The organism is Tessaracoccus flavescens (assembly GCF_001998865.1).
Taxonomy (GTDB): Bacteria; Actinomycetota; Actinomycetes; order Propionibacteriales; family Propionibacteriaceae; genus Arachnia; species Arachnia flavescens.
The window spans coordinates 2,269,477-2,289,671 of the sequence record NZ_CP019607.1; the positions used below are offsets into that span (position 1 = coordinate 2,269,477).

Here is a 20,195-nt window from a genome sequence, read left to right on the forward strand (position 1 = left end):
GGCGTGGATGTCGGCATAATCAGAGGCCGTCGAGGAAGGCCAGGAGGGTGTCGTCGGTGACGGTGTAGCGTCCGGGGCTGGCGCCGGTGGGTCGAGTTCGTGCGAGGGCATCTTCTTTGGTCTTGATGTTGGCGTGGAGGTAGACCTGGGTGGTCTCGATGCTCTCGTGGCCGAGCCAGAGCGCGATGACGGTGCTGTCGATGCCCGCGGTGAGTAGCCTCATCGCTGCGGTGTGGCGCAGGACGTGCGCGGTGACTGTCTTCCCGGTGAGGGTGGGGCAGGCTGCGGTCGCGGTCGCCGTGTGGAGCGCGAGGCGTGCGGTGACAGCGTCGTGACTCATCCTTGTTCCATCGCGGGTCGGGAACACGAACGCGTCAGGCGCGGTGTGGGAGATCAGGTCGCGCAGGACGCGGACGGTTTGACGGTCCAGTGGTGTGATGCGCTCCTTGCGTCCTTTGCCGTGACAGACGACATGGGCGCCGGTCCCGAGGTGGGTGTCGGCGACGCGGAGTGCGGTGAACTCCGCGACCCGCATGCCGGTGGTGACCGCGACCTGGATCATGGCGTGGTCGCGGCGTCCTGTGCTGGTTGAGGGGTCGGGTGCGTTGAGCAGTGCTGTGACCTCTGGTGGGGTGAGGTAGGTGATTTCGGTGCGCGGGGCTCGTTTGGCGGGGATCGCGAGGACCCGGCCGATGAGGTCGGCGTGCTCGGGGTGCTGGTAGGCGGCGTAGGTGAACAGGGAGTGGACAGCGGCCAGTCTGGCGTTGCGGGTGCTGATCGTGTTCCCGCGATCGGTTTCGAGGTAGGTGAGGAATCCGCTGATCAGGTCGCTGTTGACCTGCGTCAGGTCGAGGGCTGCAGGCGCGGTCCCGGTTGTTGTAGCGGCGTAGCGCAGTAGCAGCCGCCAGGTGTCGCGGTAAGCGGCGATGGTGTGGACGCTGGCGCCGTATTGCCCGGTCAGTCGGGTGGTGAAGAATGCTTGCAGGAGAGGGGCGAGTCCGGTCATGTCAGGGCTCGTTCCTCGTCGGTGGTGTCGAGCCGTGTGGCGGCGGCTTCGAGGAGTTCCGCTGTGCCGGTGAGATACCAGTAGGTGTCGCGGGGTTCCGTGTGACCGAGCCAGGTCGACAGGACCGGCAGTACCACGGCGGGGTCGTCCCCGCGTCGGTATGCGTCAAGCATCGTGGAGACTGCAAACGTGTGACGCAGGTCATGCAACCGGTGCCTGCAAGCCGATGACGCGGTTCCCAACCCGGCTTCGGCGGTGAGCGGCCGGAACGTGGCGTGGACAGTGGAGAGGTGCAGCCGTGTGCCCCGGGTGGAGACAAGCAGTGCATGGTCGCTGTGGGCGCCAGGGAGGTGGCGTCGCTGTTTGAGGTAGCCGGTCAGCGCGTCGGCGACGGTGCTGTGCAGGGGAAGCATCCGGCGCTTGCCGTACTTGCCGGTGACGGTGAGGATCCCGGCATGTGGGTCGAAGCTGCTGGTGTCCAGCCCGATCGCCTCGCCGGTGCGGATCCCTGTGGCGGCCATCAGCCCGATCAGAGTCTGGTAGGTCGCGGCTCGTTCCGGTGGCTGCAGCCTCCCGGTGGCCTCCAGCAGCGCATCGAGCTGCTCGGCGGTGTAGATGTAGGGGGCGACCCTGGAGGGGCGTGCGGGGAGAAGCCTCGCTGGTGGGACTTCGATGCTGGGGTCTTGGCAGTGTGCCCAGCGGGTGAAGCAGCGGACCGCTGACAGCCGCAGCGCCTGGGTGCGAGCGGTCCGAGCAGGGGGCGCGGTCGCGAACCCGACAGCATCGGCGACGCTCACGCGGTCGGCGTCGCGAACCTCCAGGTAGGCGACGAACCGGTTGAGGATGTCCTCGGCGTTGTTGAGCTTGTATCCCAACGCGCGCCTGACCCGCAGATACTGGCCGACCAGATCAGACATAGCGTCCAGCGACGTGTTCATGACAGACTCCCCGAGGCCGGCCAGGGCCGGCTGATCGTCGCCAGCCGGGTCAGATCGGTCTTGGCGTAGATCGCCGTGGTGGCTGGGCTCGCATGTCGCAGCAGATGGGAGACCTCCTCAAGGCTGGCCCCGGCGTTGAGGACCCGACTGGCTGTGGTGTGACGCAATCGGTGCGCGTGGACCGTGCCCAGCCCAGCGCGTTCCGCCGTCCGCGCGACGATGCAACTCAGACTCGCGTAGGCCAGCGGCGTGAAGGGGGCCACGGCTCTGACGAAAACGGTCCGGGCAGGGGTGTCCGGCCGGCCGTCCCGCAGGTAGGAGATGATCGCCTCACCGACGTCGACCGGTATCGGCAGGCGGTCGACGCGGCCGCCCTTCCCGTGGATCGTCACAACCCCAGCGCGCCAGTCCAGATCCGCCAGCAGCAACCCGGACACCTCGCCGCAGCGTAACCCGAGCCGATACAGCAGCGTGATCACCGCGAAGTCCCGTCGCCCAACCCGAGTTGTCCGATCGCAGACACTGAGCAGCGCGGTCACCTGCTCCTGACCCAATGGCTCCGGCAACCCAGACAGTCGACGGTGCGCGACCGGGGGAATCGCGTCCGCGAGCATCACCGCGGTGAGTCTCTCGGCTTGCGCGAACCGGAAGAAGGACCGCAGCGAGCACGCGGTCATCTGCGCCGTCTTCCGCGTCATCGACGGCAACCGGGAAGCGAGGAACCCGGCGACATCGGCCCCTGTCACCGCAGCAACCCTGGCCGAGGGATCCGTGCCGCCCAGGACCTCGGTGACGAAGGGTGTCACCCAACGCGAGTACGCGACCGCGACCGGACCACTCAACCCACGGTCAATGACCAGGTAACGACGGTACCGAGCCAGCAACACCTCAGACCCGGAGGCAGGCACCGGCCCCGCCTCGGGCGGCACCAGGCCCTCACGGCGCAGATACGCCAGCACCGGCCGCAGAGCCCGCCGTGAATAGTGACTGGTGTACTCGACGCGGCGGACAGCCAAGAAACGATCGATCACCGCGTCAGTCACCGCGCTCAACTCAATCTCTTCAGAGGCGAGCCAGCGCGACAGATGCGCCGCGAACCGCACCACAATCACCGCCGACGTCACCGAGTAGCCCAGCCGTGAGAACTCGTGAGCAAGCTCCGCCGCATACGGTGCCAGCGGACCCACGAACCGAACACGGAACGGATTACAAGCAGTAGAACCCATCACTCGTCCTTCCAATCAGGGAAGAACCAGCATCCAGCCAGCCACCGAATTATGCCGAGGTCACCAGCGCCTAGACCCCCTCACATCGTCATAACCAGGACCTCGGCATAAAAGGGGTCCATCACGGCGGTGGCGTCGGGGACGGCTTCGGCGGCGGCGGTCTTGAAGCCGGTGAAGCCGTCCATGGCCACGATGGCGACCCGGGCCCGGAACTGGTCGGTCTGAGCCTCCAGCCAGGTCTTGAACGCCTTCTTCGAGCGACCCTCGACCAGGTCCAGCAGCCGGGCGGGGCCGGTGTCGTCCCGGATCGGGGTGAGGTCGATGATCACGGTCACGTACTTGTCGCCCTTGCGGGTGTGTCGCCAAGCGTGCTCGTCGACGCCGACGACCTCGACGCCGTCGAGCCGTCCCGGGTGGTCGATGAGGAGCTGGGTCCCGACGTCGGTCACGGCCGTGTGGGCGGTGTCCCAGCTGACGTCCAGCACGGCGGCGACACCGCTGATCGGGGTGTGGTCGAGCACGACTTGGCACAGGGCCCACCAGTCCGCGGCCCTGGTCAGCTTCGACCGCGGTCGGGCCACCGTCTTCAGCGAATGCCGCCACACCCGCCCACACCCATCGCAGCGGAACCGGGGCACCCGGACCGACAGCCACGTCGGCCGTCGGCCCACGGGCAGGTGGGTGAACCGGCGTAGCACCTGGTCGTGCACCCGGCCCCCAGCGCCGCAGCGGGGACATCGGTCATCGACGGTGAGGAGCGAGCAGAACAGGATTGCCTTGTCCGGCCAGATCTGCTGGGCGTCGACCCGCAGCCCGAGGGCGTCAACCCGAGCGAAGGTGGTCAGATCCGGGCTGGTGACCGGCGGGCAGGCGGGCGTCGTTGAGGTAGCGTCAGACATGGGCCTTGTTGTTGCTGGATGGGATTCGACACCCACATCCTCGCGGCGACAAGGCTCCTCAACGCTCAGCCCGCGCCGTCACCCACCCACCCTCGATTGGGAAGAGCCACTTACACGCCTTGGTCTTGCGCCGATCGATCACCGCGACCGTCGCGGTGGCCCGTCCCGGGGCCTGTTTCAACCGGGCCACCAACTGCTGGCGGGCATGGTCACGGTTCCAGCCGGTGATCTCGACCACGTGGTCGAGGATCTGTGACTTGCCCTTCTTCGGGGCCGCGGCATAGGCCTTGGCGTACTTCTTCGTGATCTCGACTCGGGCTGCCATCGACAGCTTCTCTCCAACCTCCACACCCCATCGTGGCCGGTCACTGTTTCCCGGGGAAAAGTATGTGAGGTACGGCCCCTTCGTTCGCGGGGACTATGTATGAGTGTCGTCGACAACTTGACAAGCTCCAGTGCGGCGCTAGCATCTTGCCATGAACACAGATGCCCGTCGCATCGGACCCCTCCTATCCCTGCTTCTCGCCCTCGCCATCCTCGTGCCAGCAGCCACACAGCCTGCCGCGGCCGCGCCCCCCCAATAAACTGGGAATCCGGCCAGTCTGGGGGGCTTGCGGCGCCTTCTCCGAGGAGACCAAATTGGTCTTCGACTACGGTTTCCTCAAGCTTCGCTGTGGCTCTGTCACAACAAGGGCAGACGGCTACAATCACATCAAGGACAGGCACAAGACTCAGTTCGCAATGCTGGCCGCGCCAGCAGGACGCACATGGGAGGACTTGGTCCACTTTGCCCTCCTATGGAATCAATATGACCCAGACAAGTTCCTGGTCAACAAGGCCAGAAACAAGGCGTGCAGAAGCCGCCTGCTGTATCTCCGCAACCAACACGGGCGGACCGTCTCAAGCAAGGTGTACAAGGTTATCTACGTTTACACGACAGGCAAGGTCATCACCGTCTTCCCTGACAGCACTCAGTGCACAAACGCCAACGTAGGACTGACCGGCCCCCAACCCCTGAGCCAACCCGGCGAAACCTCATGAATGCTGTGAAACCTTCACTGAGGAGCCTCGCCGAACAGTTCAACGCTCTGGGCCTCCCCACCACAGAAACCCCAACCGGACTTCTCGTTCAACACGGAAAAGAACTGGTTCCCATCCACCTCTCCAAACGCGACCTCAATGTCCTGCATGGGCAGTTCATCGAAGACGGCCATCCCAATGATGAGTTCGCCATTGACGCACTGATTGCCGAGCTCATCGAACTGGTCGCTACGTGTCCCCCCTCGGGCCACATCGCCGTTCAACGGCGTCGAGGTAGATGGGAATTCCAGCGGCATGGCGATTGGAGAACCCCAGAGCACTGGCCAAGCGAAGGTGCCAGCTGGTCGGCGCAAGGAGAGGAAGACCAGTAGCCCGGACGCCTTCATGAACTCATGAACGCACACACGGCGTCCCGCCAAAGCGGCTCTTCACAGAAGGCAGTGGAGCCAAGGGCGGCATCTGAGCGACCCGGCTCGGTGGCGCTCCGGAGGGTCGGGCTGGTAGTGGGGGCCCTCGGGTTGGCAGGATGAAGGTGTCTAAGCCACATCTGAAAACCCAAGGGCCCTTGTGCGAAACGCTACCCCACCCTGCCTCGATACGTTCTGCCGGCTGGACCGTCTCGGGCTGTCCGTGACCGCCCAGCGCGTCGAACCCGACCACACAGTGCTGCGCTGCCGCCCCACCACACCGCCATCGCCGTGTCCGGGCTGCGCCGGGCCGGGCGTCCGGCACGATGCGGTGCTGCGCAGGTTGGCGCATGTGCCGTTCGGGTGGAAGCCCACGATCCTGGAGGTGGTCGTCCCTCGCTACCGGTGCGTACCGTGTCGACGGATCTGGCGTCACAGCATCACGGCGGCGGCGCCGTCGAAGGGGAAGCTGTCGCGTGACGCGATCATGTTGGCGGTCAAGTCGATCGTGGTCGACCGGATGTCGATCGCCCGGGTCGCGGCCAACCTCGGCGTCGCCTGGAACACCGCCTCGGACGCGATCCTGGCCGCCGGCACCGAACTGCTCATCGACACCCCAGACCGGCTTGATGGGGTCACCATTGTCGGCGTCGATGAGCACGCGTGGCGACACACACGACACGGCGACAAGTACGTCACCGTCATCATCGACCTGACCCCGACAAGGACCAGAACCGGTCCCTCACGCCTGCTGGCCGTGGTCGAGGGCCGCTCGAAGCAGGCGTTCAAGACCTGGCTCGAAGCCCAGACCGACTCGTTTCGGAACCGAGTGGAGATCGTCGCGATGGACGGATTCACCGGCTACAAGAGCGCCGCCGTCGAAGCCATCGACACCGTCACCACCGTAATGGATCCGTATCATGTCGTGGCCCTGGTCGGTGACAAGCTCGACCGCTGCAGGCAACGCATCCAGCAAGAGACACTGGGGCATCGGGGCCGCTCCGGTGACCCGCTCTACGGCATCCGACGCGTCGCCCGCACCCGCGCTTCGCTGCTCACAGAGAAGCAGCAGCACCGGCTCGCGAAGGTCCTCGCCGACGAGCGGCATGTCGCGTTCGAGGTCACCTGGAGCATCTACCAGGACGTGATCGACGCCTACCAGGCCCCCGACCCAGCCGAGGGGAAGAAGATCATGACTCGGGTGATCGACGCCATCAAGGCCGGGGTTCCCGCCGGCCTCGACGAGCTCCGCTTGCTCGGGCAGACGATGAAACGGCGCCGCGATGACATCCTCGCGTTCTTCGACCACCCCGGCACCTCGAACGGCCCCACCGAAGCGATCAACGGATTGCTCGAACACCTCCGCGGCACAGCCCGAGGCTTCCGCAGCATCGTCAACTACGTCGCTTATGCGGAATTCCGCATAAGCTATGGTATGTCGACCTCGGGGTTATGTTGACCGACGTCGTGGGGTGCCTGTTCCAGTGCGGGTTGGGGCCTGATCCGGTCAACATAACGATGAATGCTCGGGTCGGGGTTCGCTTGATCTGACCGGGCGATCGTTGGGATCGCCTGGCTTCGGGTCAGGAGGACCAAGATGGTGATTCATCGTGATCAGTGCCGCGCTGACGCGCGGGACGTGCTGGACGAGTTCGAAGCGTGGCTGCTGCGGGAACGGTCCACGCAAGAGGGCACCGCTGCTGCCTACACCGCCCGCGTCGCGGGGTTCGTGGAGTGGCTTCCCGCGCCGGTCGATCAGTCGCTGAAGACGCTGACTGCGGCGATGCTGACGCAGTGGGTGAACCTGGAAGCGGCACGCGGGCTGAAGGCATCGACCCTGAGCAAGCAGCTGGTGATGCTGCGCTCGTTCCTGCAGTTCTGCCACCGGTCAGGGCGGACCGGGCAGGACTTCTCCGGGGTCGTGCCTCACGCGGCGGCATGGCGGCTCTCGTCGATCCCTGACCCGGTCCCGTCCGGGACGATCGAGGCGTTGTTCGGCACTCTCGATCTGCGGTCGGCGAAGGGGATGCGCGACCGGGCGATCCTGATGTTGTTGACCGGTCTGGGCCTGCGGGCCTGCGAGATCGCCGGCCTGCGGCTGGGCGACATCGGTTGGCGCACCGGAACCCTGCGCATCCGTGGGAAGGGCGACAGGGTTGACGAGTTGCCGCTGCCCGAGGATGTCGGGCAGGCGTTGGAGGACTACGTGCTCCACGGCCGCGGAGGCCGGACTGCTGGCGAGGAAGTGTTCTGGACTGTGATCGACCCGGTCCAGCCGCTGACCGCGAACGGTGTCTGCGGGACAGTCCGGCAGATCTGCGTCAAGGCCGGGGTGGAGAAGTTCGGCCCGCACCGGCTGCGGCACACGTTCGCGACCGGGATGCTCGCCTCCGGGGCGACCCTGCAAGAGGTTCAAGGGCTGCTACGCCACGCTCACCTGCGCACGACCGCGATCTACACCAAGGTCGACAAGAACCGGCTGAGCGCACTGGTCACCGAGTGGCCGGCAACGGCATCGGGCAGGTGGTCACGATGAACGGCCTACGCGACCTCCTGGACGACTACCTGGCGACCCGGCGGGCACTCGGGTTCAAGCTGACCGCGCCGGGCAAGGCGCTGGACGGGTTCGTGGGCTGGATGGAAGAGGCTGGCGAGCCCACGATCCGTCGCGACCTGGTGATCGCCTGGGCGGCGCAGTTCTCTCGCGGCACGGTGCTGGAGCGGTTGAACTACGTCCGCCAGTTCGCCGAGCACGTCGCCTGGTTCGACCCCGCGACCGAGGTCCCGATCCTCGACGGGCGCCCCTATGGCGCTCATCGCCCTCGCCCGCTGATCTTCACCAGCGACCAGATCGACACGCTGCTCGCCGCGGCGGGGAGGCTGACCCCGCAGGTCCGGGCCGCGTCCTGGCAAACACTGCTCGGGCTGCTGACGGTGACCGGGATGCGGATCAGCGAGGCCCGGAACCTCAACGACGACGACATCACCACCGACGAGGACGCCGGTGATGGCAGCGGCTGGGCCAAGGTGACCGACACGAAGTTCGGCAAGTCCAGGCTCGTCCCGCTACACAAGTCCACGATGGACGCGATCCGCCGATACCAGCGGCTCCGGGATCGGACGTTCCCTACCCGGGCCACGACAGCGGTGTTCGTCGCCAGGCGGGGCACCCGGATCGCCCGCTCGACCGCGGGGAACACGTTCCGTGAGATCCGCGAGGCAGCCGGGCTGGCCGGCGGTCCGACCGGACCGGCGGCGAGGTTGCACGACTTCCGGCACACGTTCGCCACGACCACTCTGATCGAGCACATCCGTGTTGGTGGTGATGTCGATCAGATGATGCCGGTCCTGTCGGCGTTCCTCGGACACGTCGGCCCGGAAGCGACCTACTGGTATCTGTCGAACACCCCGGAACTGGCAGCGGCCCTCGTCGAGCGCATCCAAGCGAACGGGGCCGGCGATGAGTGACCTCGCGCCGCTGCTGCAACGGTTCTTCACCGACAAGCTCGACCGGCACCTGAACGCCAGCCCGCACACGAAAGCCGCCTACGCCGACACGTTCCGGCTCCTGCTGACCTACGCCCAGCAGGCCACCGGGATCGCCCCGTCGGCGTTGACCCTGGCCGATCTGGACGCGGACCTGATCGGCGGATTCCTCCAGCATCTGGAAACCGAGCGCGGGAACTCCGCCGCGACCCGCAACGCCCGCCGGGCCGCGCTGCGGTCGTTCTTCAGCTACGCCAGCTACCGGGCACCCGACGCGATCGCGACGATCAGCCAAGTCCTCGCGATCCCCGCGAAACGCACCAAGACCACCCTCGTGTCGTTCCTGACCGCTGCCGAGGCCGAAGCCCTCATCGCAGCCCCGGACACCGGCACCTGGTTGGGGCGCCGTGACCGGCTCCTGCTGCACCTGGGCATCCAAACCGGACTCCGCGTCAGCGAGCTGACCAGCCTGCGCGTCGACAGCATCCAGATCGGCCCGCACAGCCAGCTCGAATGCATCGGCAAGGGCCGCAAGCAACGCGTGATCCCACTCCAGAAGAACACCGTCCAACTCCTCAACGCCTGGTTCGGCGAGCTTCCACCCGTACCGGACGGGCCACTGTTCCCGACCCACGCCGGGACACCCCTGACCAGGGCCGCCGTTGGGAAGCTCGTTACCCGCCACGCCGCGACCGCGGCCGAGAGGTGTCCTTCGTTGACAGACAAGAACGTCACGCCGCACACGCTGCGGCACACTTGCGCAATGAGCCTGCTGCACGCCGGGATCGACACCGCGAGCATCGCGCTCTGGCTCGGGCACGCGAACATCCAGACCACGCAGATCTACCTCCACGCCGACCTCGAACTCAAACGACGAACCCTCGAACGCGTCCCCGCGCTCGACGAGCGGCCACCAGCCCGATACAAGGCATCCGACGCTCTCATCGCGTTCCTCAAGAACCGCTGACACTGCGATGGTTATGTTGACCGGCTCAGCCGTTCACGCCCGCCTGGCCACGGCGCTCACCGAGCCGGTCAACATAACCCACAGGCCGACATACCATAGCCAGAAGCCTACTCGACGCTGGCGGGTTCAGACCCCTGATCCACTCACTTCTGTGAAGAGCCGGTAAACCGAACGTTGTCTACTACTCGGGTCAAGTCCCTGGAGGTGGTGTAACGGCTGATCCTTCGTTTGGGGCGGTCAGAAGGGTGGTTGGCCGGGTTCGAGGGTGACGGGCAGGCCGGTGCCTGGGCGCCAGCCGTTGTTGGGATCGAGGAGGTCCTCGGGCCAGGGGGCGGGGACGCCGTGTTCGTCCCACCAGCCGGTTTCGTGGCCGGCGGCGAGGGCGGCCTGGGAGTGGCCGGGTCCGTAGATGTCGGTGAGTCGGGTCATGCTGCGGGCTCCAGTTCGGGCAGGGCCGTGGCGGCGGCCTGCGGGTCGGCGGGGGTCTTGGTGCGGGCTCGGGTGAGGACGTCGAGGGCGAGGTAGCGGCGGCCTTCGGCCCATTCGTCGTGTTGTTCGGCGAGGACGGCGCCGACGAGGCGGAGGATGGCGTCGCGGTCGGGGAAGATGCCGACGACGTCGGTGCGGCGGCGGATCTCCCGGTTGAGGCGTTCGTTGGGGTTGTTGGACCAGATCTGGCGCCAGACCTCCTTGGGGAAGCTGGTGAACGCGAGGACGTCGGTGCGGGCGGCGTCGAGGTGGGCGACGACGGCGGGGAGCTTGCCGGTGAGGGTGTCGAGCATCTTGTCGTACTGGGCGTGGACGGCCTTGGCGTCGGGTTGGTCGTACACGCTGTGCAGCAGGGCCTTGACGGCCCCCCAGGCGCTCTTGGGGCACACGTCCATCAAGTTGGCGGCGTAGTGCGTTCTGCAGCGTTGCCAGGTGGCGCCGGGCAGGTTCGCTGCGATGGCGTCGACCAGGCCGGCGTGGGCGTCCGAGGTGACGAGCATCACCCCTTGTAGACCACGGGCGACCAGGTCAGCGAAGAACGTGTTCCACGCCTGCCGGGTCTCGCTGGTGGCGACCTTGATCCCGAGGACCTCCCGGTGGCCGTCGGCGTTCACGCCGGTGGCGACCAGCACGGCGGCGTTCACCACGCGGCCGTCCTCGCGGACCTTCATCGTCAACGCGTCCGCGGCCACGAACGTGAACGGCCCCGAATCCGCGAGTGGCCGGGTGCGGAACGCGGTCACCTGGGTGTCGAGGTCGGCGGCCATCAGCGACACCTGCGACTTCGACAACGAGGTGATCCCCAACGTCTGGACCAGCTTGTCCATCCGGCGGGTCGACACCCCCAACAGGTAACAGGTCGCGACCACACTGATCAGCGCCGACTCGGCCCGCTTACGGCGCTCGAGCAGCCACTCGGGGAAGTAGGACCCCGAGCGCAGCTTCGGGATCGCGACGTCGACGGTGCCGACCCGGGTGTCCAGCTCGCGGTGCCGGTACCCGTTGCGTTGGGTCACCCGGTCCGCCGACTGCTGGCCCCACTCGGCGCCGCACACGGCGTCGGCCTCCGCGGACAACAAGGCGTTGATCACCGTAGCGAGCAGGTGACGCATCAGATCGGGCGACGCGTCGCCCAACGCTTGGCCCAACAGGCGCGCGGGATCGACAATATGAGGAGCGGTCATCGTGATGGTTCCTTTCGAGAGTGCTGTGACAGGTTCACCCGAAGGATCACGCGGTGGCCGCGCTCACGTCCCCACGACATGCCGGGGGACGATCACACGAACCGCGTTACACCACTATCAGGGACGCAACTACTACTCGGACCTGATCGGAGTCTCGCTGGACGTCGGCGATTATCAGCCGACCGCGGACGCGCCGCTGATCGTCAAGGTGCCCGAGGGAACACAGAAGCTCGGGAGCCTGGACGTCCGCGGATGGGACCCCTCGGGCGGCGCGCAGCAGGCGTTCGCCCGCTACATCCTGCTCGACCTGTCCGAGGCCACCAACGAGGTCCTCATCGACGGGCTCACCATGGGGGCCGTGTGGTCGCCGTCGGCCGACCTCGTCTACAACAGCAACATCACCACCAACGGTCAGTGGCTCTCGCGCGACTTCACGGCCGGGCCGGGCGCGGGAGAGCTTCACCACCACGCGTTCTCCGCTTCGATCCCGTGCCCCATGACCGAGGTCGATCCCGAGCCGTCGACCACTCCTGATCCTTCGGTGACTCCTGATCCGTCGACGACTCCTGATCCGTCGGTGACGCCTGATCCGTCGACGACCCCGACCCCCGCGCCGTCGACGACGCCGGGCGATGGCGCCAGTGCCACGCCCACCGCGTCTGGAGAGCCGACGGCGACGACAACGCCGAGCAGGCCGTCGGTGACGCAGCCAGGGCTGCCCGCGACGGGTGGTGAGGGCGTGGAGTCGACGATCGGTCTGGTCATCGCGGTCGGCGGCATCGCCGTGCTCGCGGTCCTGGCGGTGAGCGTGCTGCGCGGCGACGCATAGACTTCAGCTCTCCCTCTGAGGAAAAGGGCGGGTGGAACGATGATCCGGTTCCACCCGCCCACATTTTCGTCTTCGGAGCAGCCAGGACGCCGTTGGCCGATCTCGACCCATGCTACCGAAACAGGTCAGACCCATTGACTCGGGGGTCCCTCCTCGCGGGGCGAGGCGGCATGATTGGATAGTCCCATGACTGCGCGAAAGATCGGCGTGACGGAGCTCGTCCTCCGCGACGCACATCAGAGTTTGATGGCGACCCGCATGGCCATGGAGGACATGGTCGATGCGTGTGAAGATATCGACAAGGCCGGCTTCTGGTCCGTCGAGTGCTGGGGCGGTGCGACGTTTGACGCCTGCATCCGGTTCCTCAACGAAGACCCCTGGAAGCGACTGCGGACCTTCCGTGAGCTGATGCCCAACTCCCGGCTGCAGATGCTGCTGCGCGGGCAGAACCTGCTCGGATACCGCCACTACGAGGACATGGTCGTCGACAAGTTCGTGGAGAAGTCCGCCGAGAACGGCATGGACGTCTACCGGGTCTTCGACGCCCTCAACGACCCCCGCAACATGGCCCGCGCCATGGCGGCCGTCAAGTCCGTGGGCAAGCACGCCCAGGGCACGATCTGCTACACCGTCTCGCCGGTGCACACCGTCGATGGCTACATCAAGCTCGCCGGCCAGCTGATCGACATGGGCGCCGAGTCGATCGCCCTGAAGGACATGGCCGCGCTGCTCCAGCCGCAGCCCGCCTACGACATCGTCAAGGGCATCAAGGACACCTACGGCGACATCCAGATCAACGTCCACTGCCACTCGACCACCGGCGTCACCCTCGTGTCGCTGATGAAGGCCATCGAGGCCGGGGCCGACGTCGTCGACACCGCGATCTCTTCGATGTCGCTCGGCCCGGGCCACAACCCGACCGAGTCGCTCGTCGCGATGCTCGAGGGGACCGAGTACACCACCGATCTCGACATGGAGCGTCTGCTGCGCATCCGTGACCACTTCGCAGGCGTCCGCCCGAAGTACAAGGAGTTCGAGTCGGCCACCCTCGTCGACACCGACATCTTCTCCTCCCAGATCCCCGGCGGGATGCTCTCCAACATGGAGTCCCAGCTCAAGGCCCAGGGCGCGGGCGACCGCATCCGCGAGGTCATGGAGGAGGTGCCGCGGGTCAAGGCCGACGCCGGATATCCGCCGCTTGTCACCCCCTCCTCGCAGATCGTCGGCACCCAGGCCGTCTTCAACGTCCTGATGGGCCGCTACAAGGTCATGACCGGCGAGTTTGCCGACCTCATGCTCGGCTACTACGGCGAATGCCTCGCTCCCCGTAACGAGGAGGTCGTCGAGCTGGCGAAGGCCCAGACGAAGAAGGAAGCCATCACGGTGCGCCCCGCCGACCTGCTCACCCCGGAGTGGGACGAGCTCGTCACGACGGCATCCAAGCTCGAAGGCTTCGACGGCTCCGAGGAGGATGTGCTGACCAACGCCATGTTCCCGGGTGTCGCGCCCAAGTTCTTCCAGCAGCGGGCCGAGGGCCCCAAGTCCGTGGCCAAGACGCCGGAGCAGGTCGCAGCCGAGAATGCCCAGGCCGCCGGCCCCGCGAAGGGCATCACCGGCCCAGTCAAGTACAACGTCACCATCGCCGGTCGCTCGCACAGCGTCGCGGTCGAACCGGCTTAAGGAGATCTGATCCATGGCTAAGCAGCACACGATGCAGGAGCGTCTCGCACAGCTCGACGAGCGTCGCGCCACCGTCGAGGCCGGCGGCGGCGAGAAGCGCATCGAGAAGCAGCACGCCCAGGGCAAGCTGTCCGCGCGTGAGCGTCTCGCGGCACTTCTCGACGACGGCTCCTTCCAGGAGGACGGCGCCTTCCGTCGCAACCGCACCACCACCTTCGGGATGGACAAGGCCGACATGCCCGCAGACGGTGTCGTCACCGGCTCCGGCTCGGTCCTCGGCCGGCCCGTCCACGTCGCCTCGCAGGACTTCACCGTCATGGGTGGTTCCGCGGGCGAGGCCCACTCGATCAAGGTCACCGAGGCGCTGAAGGCTTCCCTGAAGACCGGTACGCCGTTCGTGTTCATCAACGACTCGGGCGGCGCCCGGGTCCAGGAGGGCATCGACTCGCTCTCCGGCTACGGCAAGGTCTTCTACGCCAACGTGCTCCTCTCCGGTGCCGTGCCGCAGATCTCGATCATCGCCGGCCCCTGCGCCGGCGGTGCGGCCTACTCCCCGGCCCTGACCGACTTCATCATCCAGACCCGCAAGGCCCACATGTTCATCACGGGCCCGAGCGTGATCAAGCAGGTCACCGGTGAAGAGGTGTCCCAGGACGAACTCGGCGGCGCGGACGCGCACATGGGTCGTTCCGGTGTCGTCCACTTCGTGGCCGACGATGATGAGCAGGCCATCCTGATCGCCAAGAAGCTGCTCAGCTTCCTGCCGCAGAACAACAGCGAGGACGCACCGATCGTCGATCCCGACTACGTCGTGGAGCCGAATGAGAAGCTGCGCGAGATCCTCCCGGTCGAGGGCAACAAGGGCTACGACATCCGCGACGTGATCCGCGAGATCGTCGATCACGCCGACTTCCTCGAGGTCCAGGCGGGCTGGGCGCAGAACATCGTCGTCGGCTTCGGCCGCATCGTCGGGCGCACCGTCGGCATCATCGCGAACCAGCCGAGCGTCATGTCGGGCGTGCTCGACATCGACTCCTCCGACAAGGCGAGCAAGTTCGTCCGCTTCTGCAACGCGTTCAACATCCCAGTGGTGAACCTCGTCGACGTGCCTGGCTTCCTGCCGGGTGTGGCGCAGGAGCACAACGGCATCATCCGCCACGGCGCGAAGATGCTCTACGCCTACTCCGCGGCGACGGTTCCGAAGATCACCGTCGTCCTGCGCAAGGCCTACGGTGGCGCCTACCTGGCCATGTGCTCGAAGGACCTGGGGGCAGACAAGGTGTTCGCCTGGCCGACCGCCGAGATTGCCGTCATGGGTGCCGAGGGCGCGGCCAATGTGGTGTTCCGCAAGGAGATCGACGCGGCCGAGGACAAGGACGCCAAGCGCGCCGAGCTGGTCGAGGAGTACCGCGAGACCTTCTCGACGCCGTACATGGCCGCCAGCCGGGGACTCGTCGACGACATCATCGATCCGGCCGACACCCGTCGTCAGATCGCGATGGCGCTCGAGTTGCTCTCCGCGAAGCGCGAGCTGCGTCCCGCCAAGAAGCACGGGCTCGGCCCGGCCTGATCGGACAGACGATGGAAGACAACACGCTGCAGGAGCTCCGCGACGCTGTCGCGGCGCTCACCGAGCAGGTCGCAGACCTGCAGGAGAAGGTCGCCAAGCTGGAAGCCCAGCAGGAGATCCCCGAAGCGGACCTCATCGCCATCGGCGCTGCGGTCGCCGCGTTCTTCGGCCACAAGGCCAAGATCCGGGCGATCCGCTACGGCACGCAGAACCGCTGGGCGGCGGCATCGCGCGCCCGTGTCCATGACCGCTCCGTCCCGCACGTTCGCTAAGGAGAAAAGATGAAGCTGAAGGTGACCGTCAACCAGACGGAGTACGAGATCGACGTCGAGGTCGAAGAGGAACAGCCCCAGGGCCTCGGACCGATCGTGATCGGCGTCAACGGTGGATCGAACCCGATCCCGACCAAGGCATCGATGACCGCCGCCTCCTCCAACGCCGTGCTCGCCCCGCTCGCCGGGTCGGTCGCGCGGATCCTCGTCCAGGAGGGCGACGAGATCCAGGCCGACCAGGTGCTGCTGATCCTCGAGGCCATGAAGATGGAGACCGAGATCAAGGCCCCGGCCGCAGGCACCGTCTCCGCCATTCTCGTCGCCCCCGGCGACGCGGTGCAGGGAGGCCAGGCTCTGATCGAGCTCTGATCCCACGCAGACCAACGGCCCCGGGCAGGTTCCCCGGGGCCGTTCGTCGTTCCCGGTGACACTCCGAGGCGCGATCAGCGACGCACCCGTCCACATCGACCAGCCAATCCAGAGCATCAGTAGCATGGGCGGGTCACCAAGGAGGGTCACATTGAACGACGATCATGAATTCACGACCAAGCCAGACGAGCCGGAGGAGACGCAGGAGGCGCGCCTCACCGACGAGGAACTGGGCGCGCTCCCGACGGCCGATCCGGCAAACCCGGTGGACCGTGCAGACGTCATCGGTGAGGCCGGAAGGTGGTTGGCAGCCTGGTCTGGCCGCCTGCTGCTGATCATCGCAGGGCTCGTCGTGCTCGGGATCGGCCTGAAGTACATCTCGGGCGCCATCATGCCGGTCCTGCTAGGCCTGCTCCTCGCCTCCGTGCTCTACCCGATCACCGCGCGACTGCGGAAGTGGGGCGCGCCGTACGGTGTCGGCGCCATCGCGGCCCTCCTGCTCGGCGTGGGCGTGATCGCAGGCCTGATCGGGCTCATCGCGCCGTCTGTGGCCAACCAGTGGGACGATCTGCGCAACCAGACCCTGGACGGCATCCGCCGGGTCCAGACCTGGATGTCGGGGCCTCCGCTGAACATCAACGACCAGGAGATCCAGGAGTACATCTCCCAGGCCGTCGCGTGGCTGCAAGAGCGCAGCGGCGACATCGCGACGTCCGTGGTCAACATCGGTGGCTCGGTCGGCAGCGCGCTCGTCACCCTCTTCACCACGCTCATCATCACCTTCTTCATGCTCAAGGACGGGCACAAGTTCGTCGGCTGGATGCGCGGCATCGTCGGCCGTCGGGCAGGGTTTCACGTTTCCGAACTGCTGACCCGCATGTGGAACACGCTGTCGGGCTACATCCGCACCCAGGCGATCGTGAGCTTCGTCGACGCCTTCTTCATCGGTCTCGGCGCGTTCCTGCTCGGGGTGCCGCTCGCCTTCCCGATCGCCGTCCTGACGTTCTTGGCCGGCTTCATCCCGATCGTGGGTGCCGTCACCGCCGGCGCGGTCGCCGTCCTCGTGGCGCTCGTCTCGAACGGCGTGACCACCGCGCTGCTCGTGCTCGCGGTCGTGCTGGGCGTCCAGCAGTTGGAGGGCCACATCCTCCAGCCGCTGCTCCAGTCGCGCGTGATGCAGCTCCATCCCGTGATCGTCCTGCTCGCCGTCATCCTCGGCAGCTCGTGGGCCGGCATCATCGGTGCCTTCCTCGCGGTCCCCGTCGCCGCCGTCGGCGCGGTGCTGCTGCGTTACCTCGGCGACCTGACCGACCTACGCACGGGGGAGCGAACGGCAGACGACATCAAATGGGCCACGGACGACGGGCAGACGGTCGCGTCCCAGTCCGAGCGCTCCGCCGCCTTCTTCAGGGCCCTCGTGAGGCGACGCAGGGACGCCGATCCCGTCCACCAGGCAGAGGGCGATGACATCGAGGAGCAGGGCTCCCGCGCATGGGCACGTCGACTGCTGGGACGCAGGCCCGATCGGACGCCACCTGACCACCCGAAGTGAGCGTTTGCATGCAAGTGAACATATGCCGGTGAGTGAAACTCCGGACCCGGCAGGCAACGACACCGAGGTGTCGTTCCGGATCAAGGTCGAGCGGCGCCGAGCCCCACGCCCACGCCGTCGGTGACCCCGACGCCAGGCCGACCCCGACGGGGAAGCCGAGTCCGACGCCGACCCCGAAGCCCGGCTGGCAGCCGAGCATGCCCTACACCGTTCCGGGCACGCACACCTTCAACGGGCGGCCAGTGGAACACCACCTGCCAGGTCTACTCGCAGACCACCCGATGCCGCACCGACATCCGGGCCACCACCGTGGTCAACACGGCATTCGGGTTCCAGGTGAAGCAGGGCTGCTCCTTCAACAACCTGACGTACCTGCCGTACATGTCGCGTGAGCAGTGGGAGGACAAACCCCCTGGGTCACGCGAACAGGTGGACGGCCGCCGATGGCCGCCAGTGGGCCACCGAGTGCCTCACGGCGGCGGCCGGTAGGGGTGCCTGCCGCAGCTACACGCTGACGACGGTGTACTCCGCGAAGCCGAAGGCCGGCGGTGGCTACACCTTCACCCAGTCGCAGCAGTGGGTGTTCAACAACATCGTGCTGTTCAGGCAGTGACGATCTGCTGACCGACGAAACCGGCCCCCGTCTCCTCAAGGAGACGGGGGCCGGTCGGCGTCGTGGGCCTCAGCCGCGGAAGACCTTGTGCTGCGCCGCCTGGGCACGCGGGCGGATCGTCATCCGGTCGATGTTGACGTGACCTGGGCGGGTCGCCATCCAGACGATGGCCTCGGCGACGTCGGTCGCGGTCAGCGGCTCCGCGACCCCGTCGTAGACCTTGTCGGCCTTCTCCTGATCGCCACCGAAACGGGTCAGCGAGAACTCCTCGGTGTGCACCATGCCAGGGCTGATCTCGGTGATCCGGACCGGCTTGTCGTACAGCTCGAGCCGCATCGACTCGACCATCGAGCGCTCGCCGGCCTTGGCGGCGCAGTAGCCTGCCCCGCCCTCGTAGCCGCCGTCTGCCGCGACTGAGGTGACGAAGACGATGACTCCCTCGGCGGCGAGGAGGGCGGGAAGGAGCGCCTTCGTCACCCGGGCGGTGCCGATCAGGTTGGTCTGCAGCATCCTCTGCCAGGCATCGAGGTCGGCCTCGGCGACCGGTTCGAGCCCGATCGCCCCTCCCGCGTTGTTGACCAGCACGTCGAGGCTTCCCCCGGCGGCCTCGGCGAGCAGGTCGACCTGGCGCTGGTCGGTGATGTCGCATTCGAGGGCCTCGCCACCGATCTCCTCCGCGAACGCGGTGATCCGGTCGAGCCGACGGGCGGCGCAGATGACGCGGTACCCCTCCTCCGCCAGTAGCCGCGCGGTCGCCGCGCCGATCCCCGAGCTTGCCCCTGTCACCACCGCAGTCTTCATGCCGCCACCCTAATCCACCCCAGACGGCGACCGCCGTCCGGCCCCGCGCGGAAGGGGCCGACCGGTGATCCGGTCGGCCCCTTCAAACGTCGGGTGGGCTACTTCTTGCCCTGGTTCTTCACAGCCTCGATCGAGGCCTTGGCGGCCTCCGGGTCGAGGTAGCGACCGCCGGGCGTGACGGGCTTGAACTCGTCGTTCAGCTCGTAGTACAGCGGTATGCCCGTCGGGATGTTCAGGCCGGCGATGTCGTCGTCGGAGATGCCGTCGAGGTGCTTGACCAGGGCGCGCAGCGAGTTGCCGTGCGCCGTGACCAGGACGGTCTTGCCGGCGGCGAGGTCGGGGACGATGTGCGCCTCCCAGTAGGGGAGCATCCGGGCGACGACGTCCTTGAGGCACTCGGTCAGCGGGCGCTCATCGGCCGGGATGTCGGCGTAGCGCGCGTCGTGGTACTGCGAGAACTCGTTGTCCTTGTCGATCGGCGGCGGCGGCACGTCGTAGCTGCGGCGCCACTGCATGAACTGCTCTTCGCCGAACTGGTCGCGGATCTCGGTCTTGTTCAGGCCTTGGAGCTTGCCGTAGTGGCGCTCGTTGAGTCGCCAGCTGCGCTTGACCGGGATCCAGTGACGGTCGCAGCCGTCGAGGGCCAGGTTCGCGGTGTGGATCGCGCGACGCAGCAGCGAGGTGTGCAGGACGTCGGGGAGCAGGTCCTCGGACTGCAGCAGCTTGGCCGCGGCCTTTGCCTCCTCGACACCCTTCTCGTTGATGTCGACATCCACCCAGCCGGTGAACAGGTTCTTGGCGTTCCATTCGCTCTCGCCGTGGCGGAGCAGGATCAACTTCGAAGTCATGGGATCAGCTTATCGTCA

At 66.8% G+C, this 20,195-nt stretch carries 21 protein-coding genes and 1 pseudogene; 12 read left to right on the plus strand and 10 right to left on the minus strand.

Translation table 11 applies throughout. From position 1 onward, the window contains the following. Positions 1 to 19: 19 nt before the first annotated feature. The 5 genes and pseudogenes from BW733_RS10845 to BW733_RS10865 form a co-directional block, all read right to left on the minus strand. A complete protein-coding gene (locus BW733_RS10845; protein WP_077350422.1) occupies positions 20 to 1,006 on the minus strand; it encodes a tyrosine-type recombinase/integrase in 987 nt (328 codons plus the stop codon). Beyond that, positions 1,003 to 1,944 (minus strand): tyrosine-type recombinase/integrase, encoded by a 942-nt coding sequence (locus tag BW733_RS10850; RefSeq protein ID WP_077350424.1) that lies wholly within the window; start codon positions 1,942 to 1,944, stop codon positions 1,003 to 1,005. Before BW733_RS10850 ends, BW733_RS10845 begins: the two co-directional genes overlap by 4 nt. Continuing rightward, on the minus strand, positions 1,941 to 3,170 hold the full coding sequence (locus BW733_RS10855) for a site-specific integrase (protein ID WP_152024667.1): 1,230 nt from the start codon (positions 3,168 to 3,170) through the stop codon (positions 1,941 to 1,943). The genes BW733_RS10850 and BW733_RS10855 overlap by 4 nt, the downstream gene beginning before the upstream one ends. A gap of 107 nt (positions 3,171 to 3,277) precedes the next feature. Next, positions 3,278 to 4,069 (minus strand): annotated as a pseudogene (locus tag BW733_RS10860) (ISL3 family transposase); the annotation flags it as partial. Between the two features lie 58 nt (positions 4,070 to 4,127). Further along, a complete protein-coding gene (locus tag BW733_RS10865) occupies positions 4,128 to 4,394 on the minus strand; it encodes a hypothetical protein (RefSeq protein ID WP_152024668.1) in 267 nt (88 codons plus the stop codon). A 314-nt stretch (positions 4,395 to 4,708) separates the two neighbouring features. Between BW733_RS10865 and BW733_RS10870 the strand changes: the two genes are divergently transcribed. Then, positions 4,709 to 5,110: a hypothetical protein gene (locus BW733_RS10870; protein ID WP_077350432.1), complete on the plus strand. Its 402-nt coding sequence runs from the start codon at positions 4,709 to 4,711 to the stop codon at positions 5,108 to 5,110. Between the two features lie 14 nt (positions 5,111 to 5,124). Here the strand turns inward: BW733_RS10870 and BW733_RS10875 are convergent, their stop codons facing one another. Continuing rightward, entirely contained in the window at positions 5,125 to 5,406 is a 282-nt protein-coding gene (locus tag BW733_RS10875) for a hypothetical protein (RefSeq protein WP_152024669.1), read from the minus strand. 271 nt (positions 5,407 to 5,677) lie between these two features. On the opposite strand from BW733_RS10875, the gene BW733_RS10880 reads away from it, so the two are divergent. From BW733_RS10880 to BW733_RS10895, 4 genes are all read left to right on the plus strand, one after another. Further along, positions 5,678 to 6,976, plus strand: a complete 1,299-nt coding sequence (locus tag BW733_RS10880; protein ID WP_077350436.1) for an ISL3 family transposase — start codon at positions 5,678 to 5,680, stop codon at positions 6,974 to 6,976. A 138-nt stretch (positions 6,977 to 7,114) separates the two neighbouring features. Beyond that, positions 7,115 to 8,053, plus strand: coding sequence for a tyrosine-type recombinase/integrase (locus BW733_RS10885; protein ID WP_077347052.1), 939 nt, complete (start codon positions 7,115 to 7,117; stop codon positions 8,051 to 8,053). Further along, positions 8,050 to 8,985, plus strand: coding sequence for a tyrosine-type recombinase/integrase (locus tag BW733_RS10890; RefSeq protein ID WP_152024508.1), 936 nt, complete (start codon positions 8,050 to 8,052; stop codon positions 8,983 to 8,985). The genes BW733_RS10885 and BW733_RS10890 overlap by 4 nt, the downstream gene beginning before the upstream one ends. Beyond that, positions 8,978 to 9,970, plus strand: a complete 993-nt coding sequence (locus BW733_RS10895) for a tyrosine-type recombinase/integrase (protein ID WP_077348568.1) — start codon at positions 8,978 to 8,980, stop codon at positions 9,968 to 9,970. Before BW733_RS10890 ends, BW733_RS10895 begins: the two co-directional genes overlap by 8 nt. Before the next feature lie 237 nt (positions 9,971 to 10,207). On the opposite strand, the gene BW733_RS10900 is transcribed toward BW733_RS10895, so the two are convergent. After that, positions 10,208 to 10,399, minus strand: a complete 192-nt coding sequence (locus tag BW733_RS10900; protein ID WP_077349454.1) for a hypothetical protein — start codon at positions 10,397 to 10,399, stop codon at positions 10,208 to 10,210. Next, the gene (locus BW733_RS10905) at positions 10,396 to 11,643 is read right to left on the minus strand and encodes an IS256 family transposase (RefSeq protein WP_077350438.1); all 1,248 of its coding nucleotides are present in this window, start codon (positions 11,641 to 11,643) and stop codon (positions 10,396 to 10,398) included. The genes BW733_RS10900 and BW733_RS10905 overlap by 4 nt, the downstream gene beginning before the upstream one ends. Before the next feature lie 25 nt (positions 11,644 to 11,668). On the opposite strand from BW733_RS10905, the gene BW733_RS10910 reads away from it, so the two are divergent. From BW733_RS10910 to BW733_RS17900, 7 genes are all read left to right on the plus strand, one after another. Continuing rightward, positions 11,669 to 12,472, plus strand: a complete 804-nt coding sequence (locus tag BW733_RS10910; RefSeq protein ID WP_077350440.1) for a collagen-binding domain-containing protein — start codon at positions 11,669 to 11,671, stop codon at positions 12,470 to 12,472. Between the two features lie 186 nt (positions 12,473 to 12,658). Continuing rightward, positions 12,659 to 14,152 carry a methylmalonyl-CoA carboxytransferase subunit 5S gene (locus tag BW733_RS10915; RefSeq protein WP_077350442.1) on the plus strand — a complete coding sequence of 498 codons (1,494 nt, stop codon included), beginning with the start codon at positions 12,659 to 12,661 and terminating at the stop codon, positions 14,150 to 14,152. A gap of 13 nt (positions 14,153 to 14,165) precedes the next feature. Next, positions 14,166 to 15,722, plus strand: a complete 1,557-nt coding sequence (locus BW733_RS10920) for an acyl-CoA carboxylase subunit beta (RefSeq protein WP_077350444.1) — start codon at positions 14,166 to 14,168, stop codon at positions 15,720 to 15,722. A gap of 11 nt (positions 15,723 to 15,733) precedes the next feature. Continuing rightward, positions 15,734 to 15,994: a hypothetical protein gene (locus BW733_RS10925; RefSeq protein ID WP_152024670.1), complete on the plus strand. Its 261-nt coding sequence runs from the start codon at positions 15,734 to 15,736 to the stop codon at positions 15,992 to 15,994. A 9-nt stretch (positions 15,995 to 16,003) separates the two neighbouring features. Next, positions 16,004 to 16,363: a biotin/lipoyl-containing protein gene (locus BW733_RS10930; RefSeq protein ID WP_077350446.1), complete on the plus strand. Its 360-nt coding sequence runs from the start codon at positions 16,004 to 16,006 to the stop codon at positions 16,361 to 16,363. Positions 16,364 to 16,514: 151 nt separating this feature from the next. Next, positions 16,515 to 17,915: an AI-2E family transporter gene (locus BW733_RS10935; RefSeq protein ID WP_161490209.1), complete on the plus strand. Its 1,401-nt coding sequence runs from the start codon at positions 16,515 to 16,517 to the stop codon at positions 17,913 to 17,915. A gap of 388 nt (positions 17,916 to 18,303) precedes the next feature. Then, complete coding sequence (locus tag BW733_RS17900) at positions 18,304 to 18,528, plus strand: hypothetical protein (protein ID WP_152024672.1); 225 nt, start codon at positions 18,304 to 18,306, stop codon at positions 18,526 to 18,528. Between the two features lie 69 nt (positions 18,529 to 18,597). Here BW733_RS17900 and BW733_RS10940 read toward each other — a convergent pair whose 3' ends face one another. Further along, positions 18,598 to 19,329: an SDR family oxidoreductase gene (locus BW733_RS10940; protein WP_077350450.1), complete on the minus strand. Its 732-nt coding sequence runs from the start codon at positions 19,327 to 19,329 to the stop codon at positions 18,598 to 18,600. Positions 19,330 to 19,427: 98 nt separating this feature from the next. Then, on the minus strand, positions 19,428 to 20,177 hold the full coding sequence (locus BW733_RS10945) for a phosphoglyceromutase (protein ID WP_077350452.1): 750 nt from the start codon (positions 20,175 to 20,177) through the stop codon (positions 19,428 to 19,430). Positions 20,178 to 20,195: the final 18 nt, after the last annotated feature.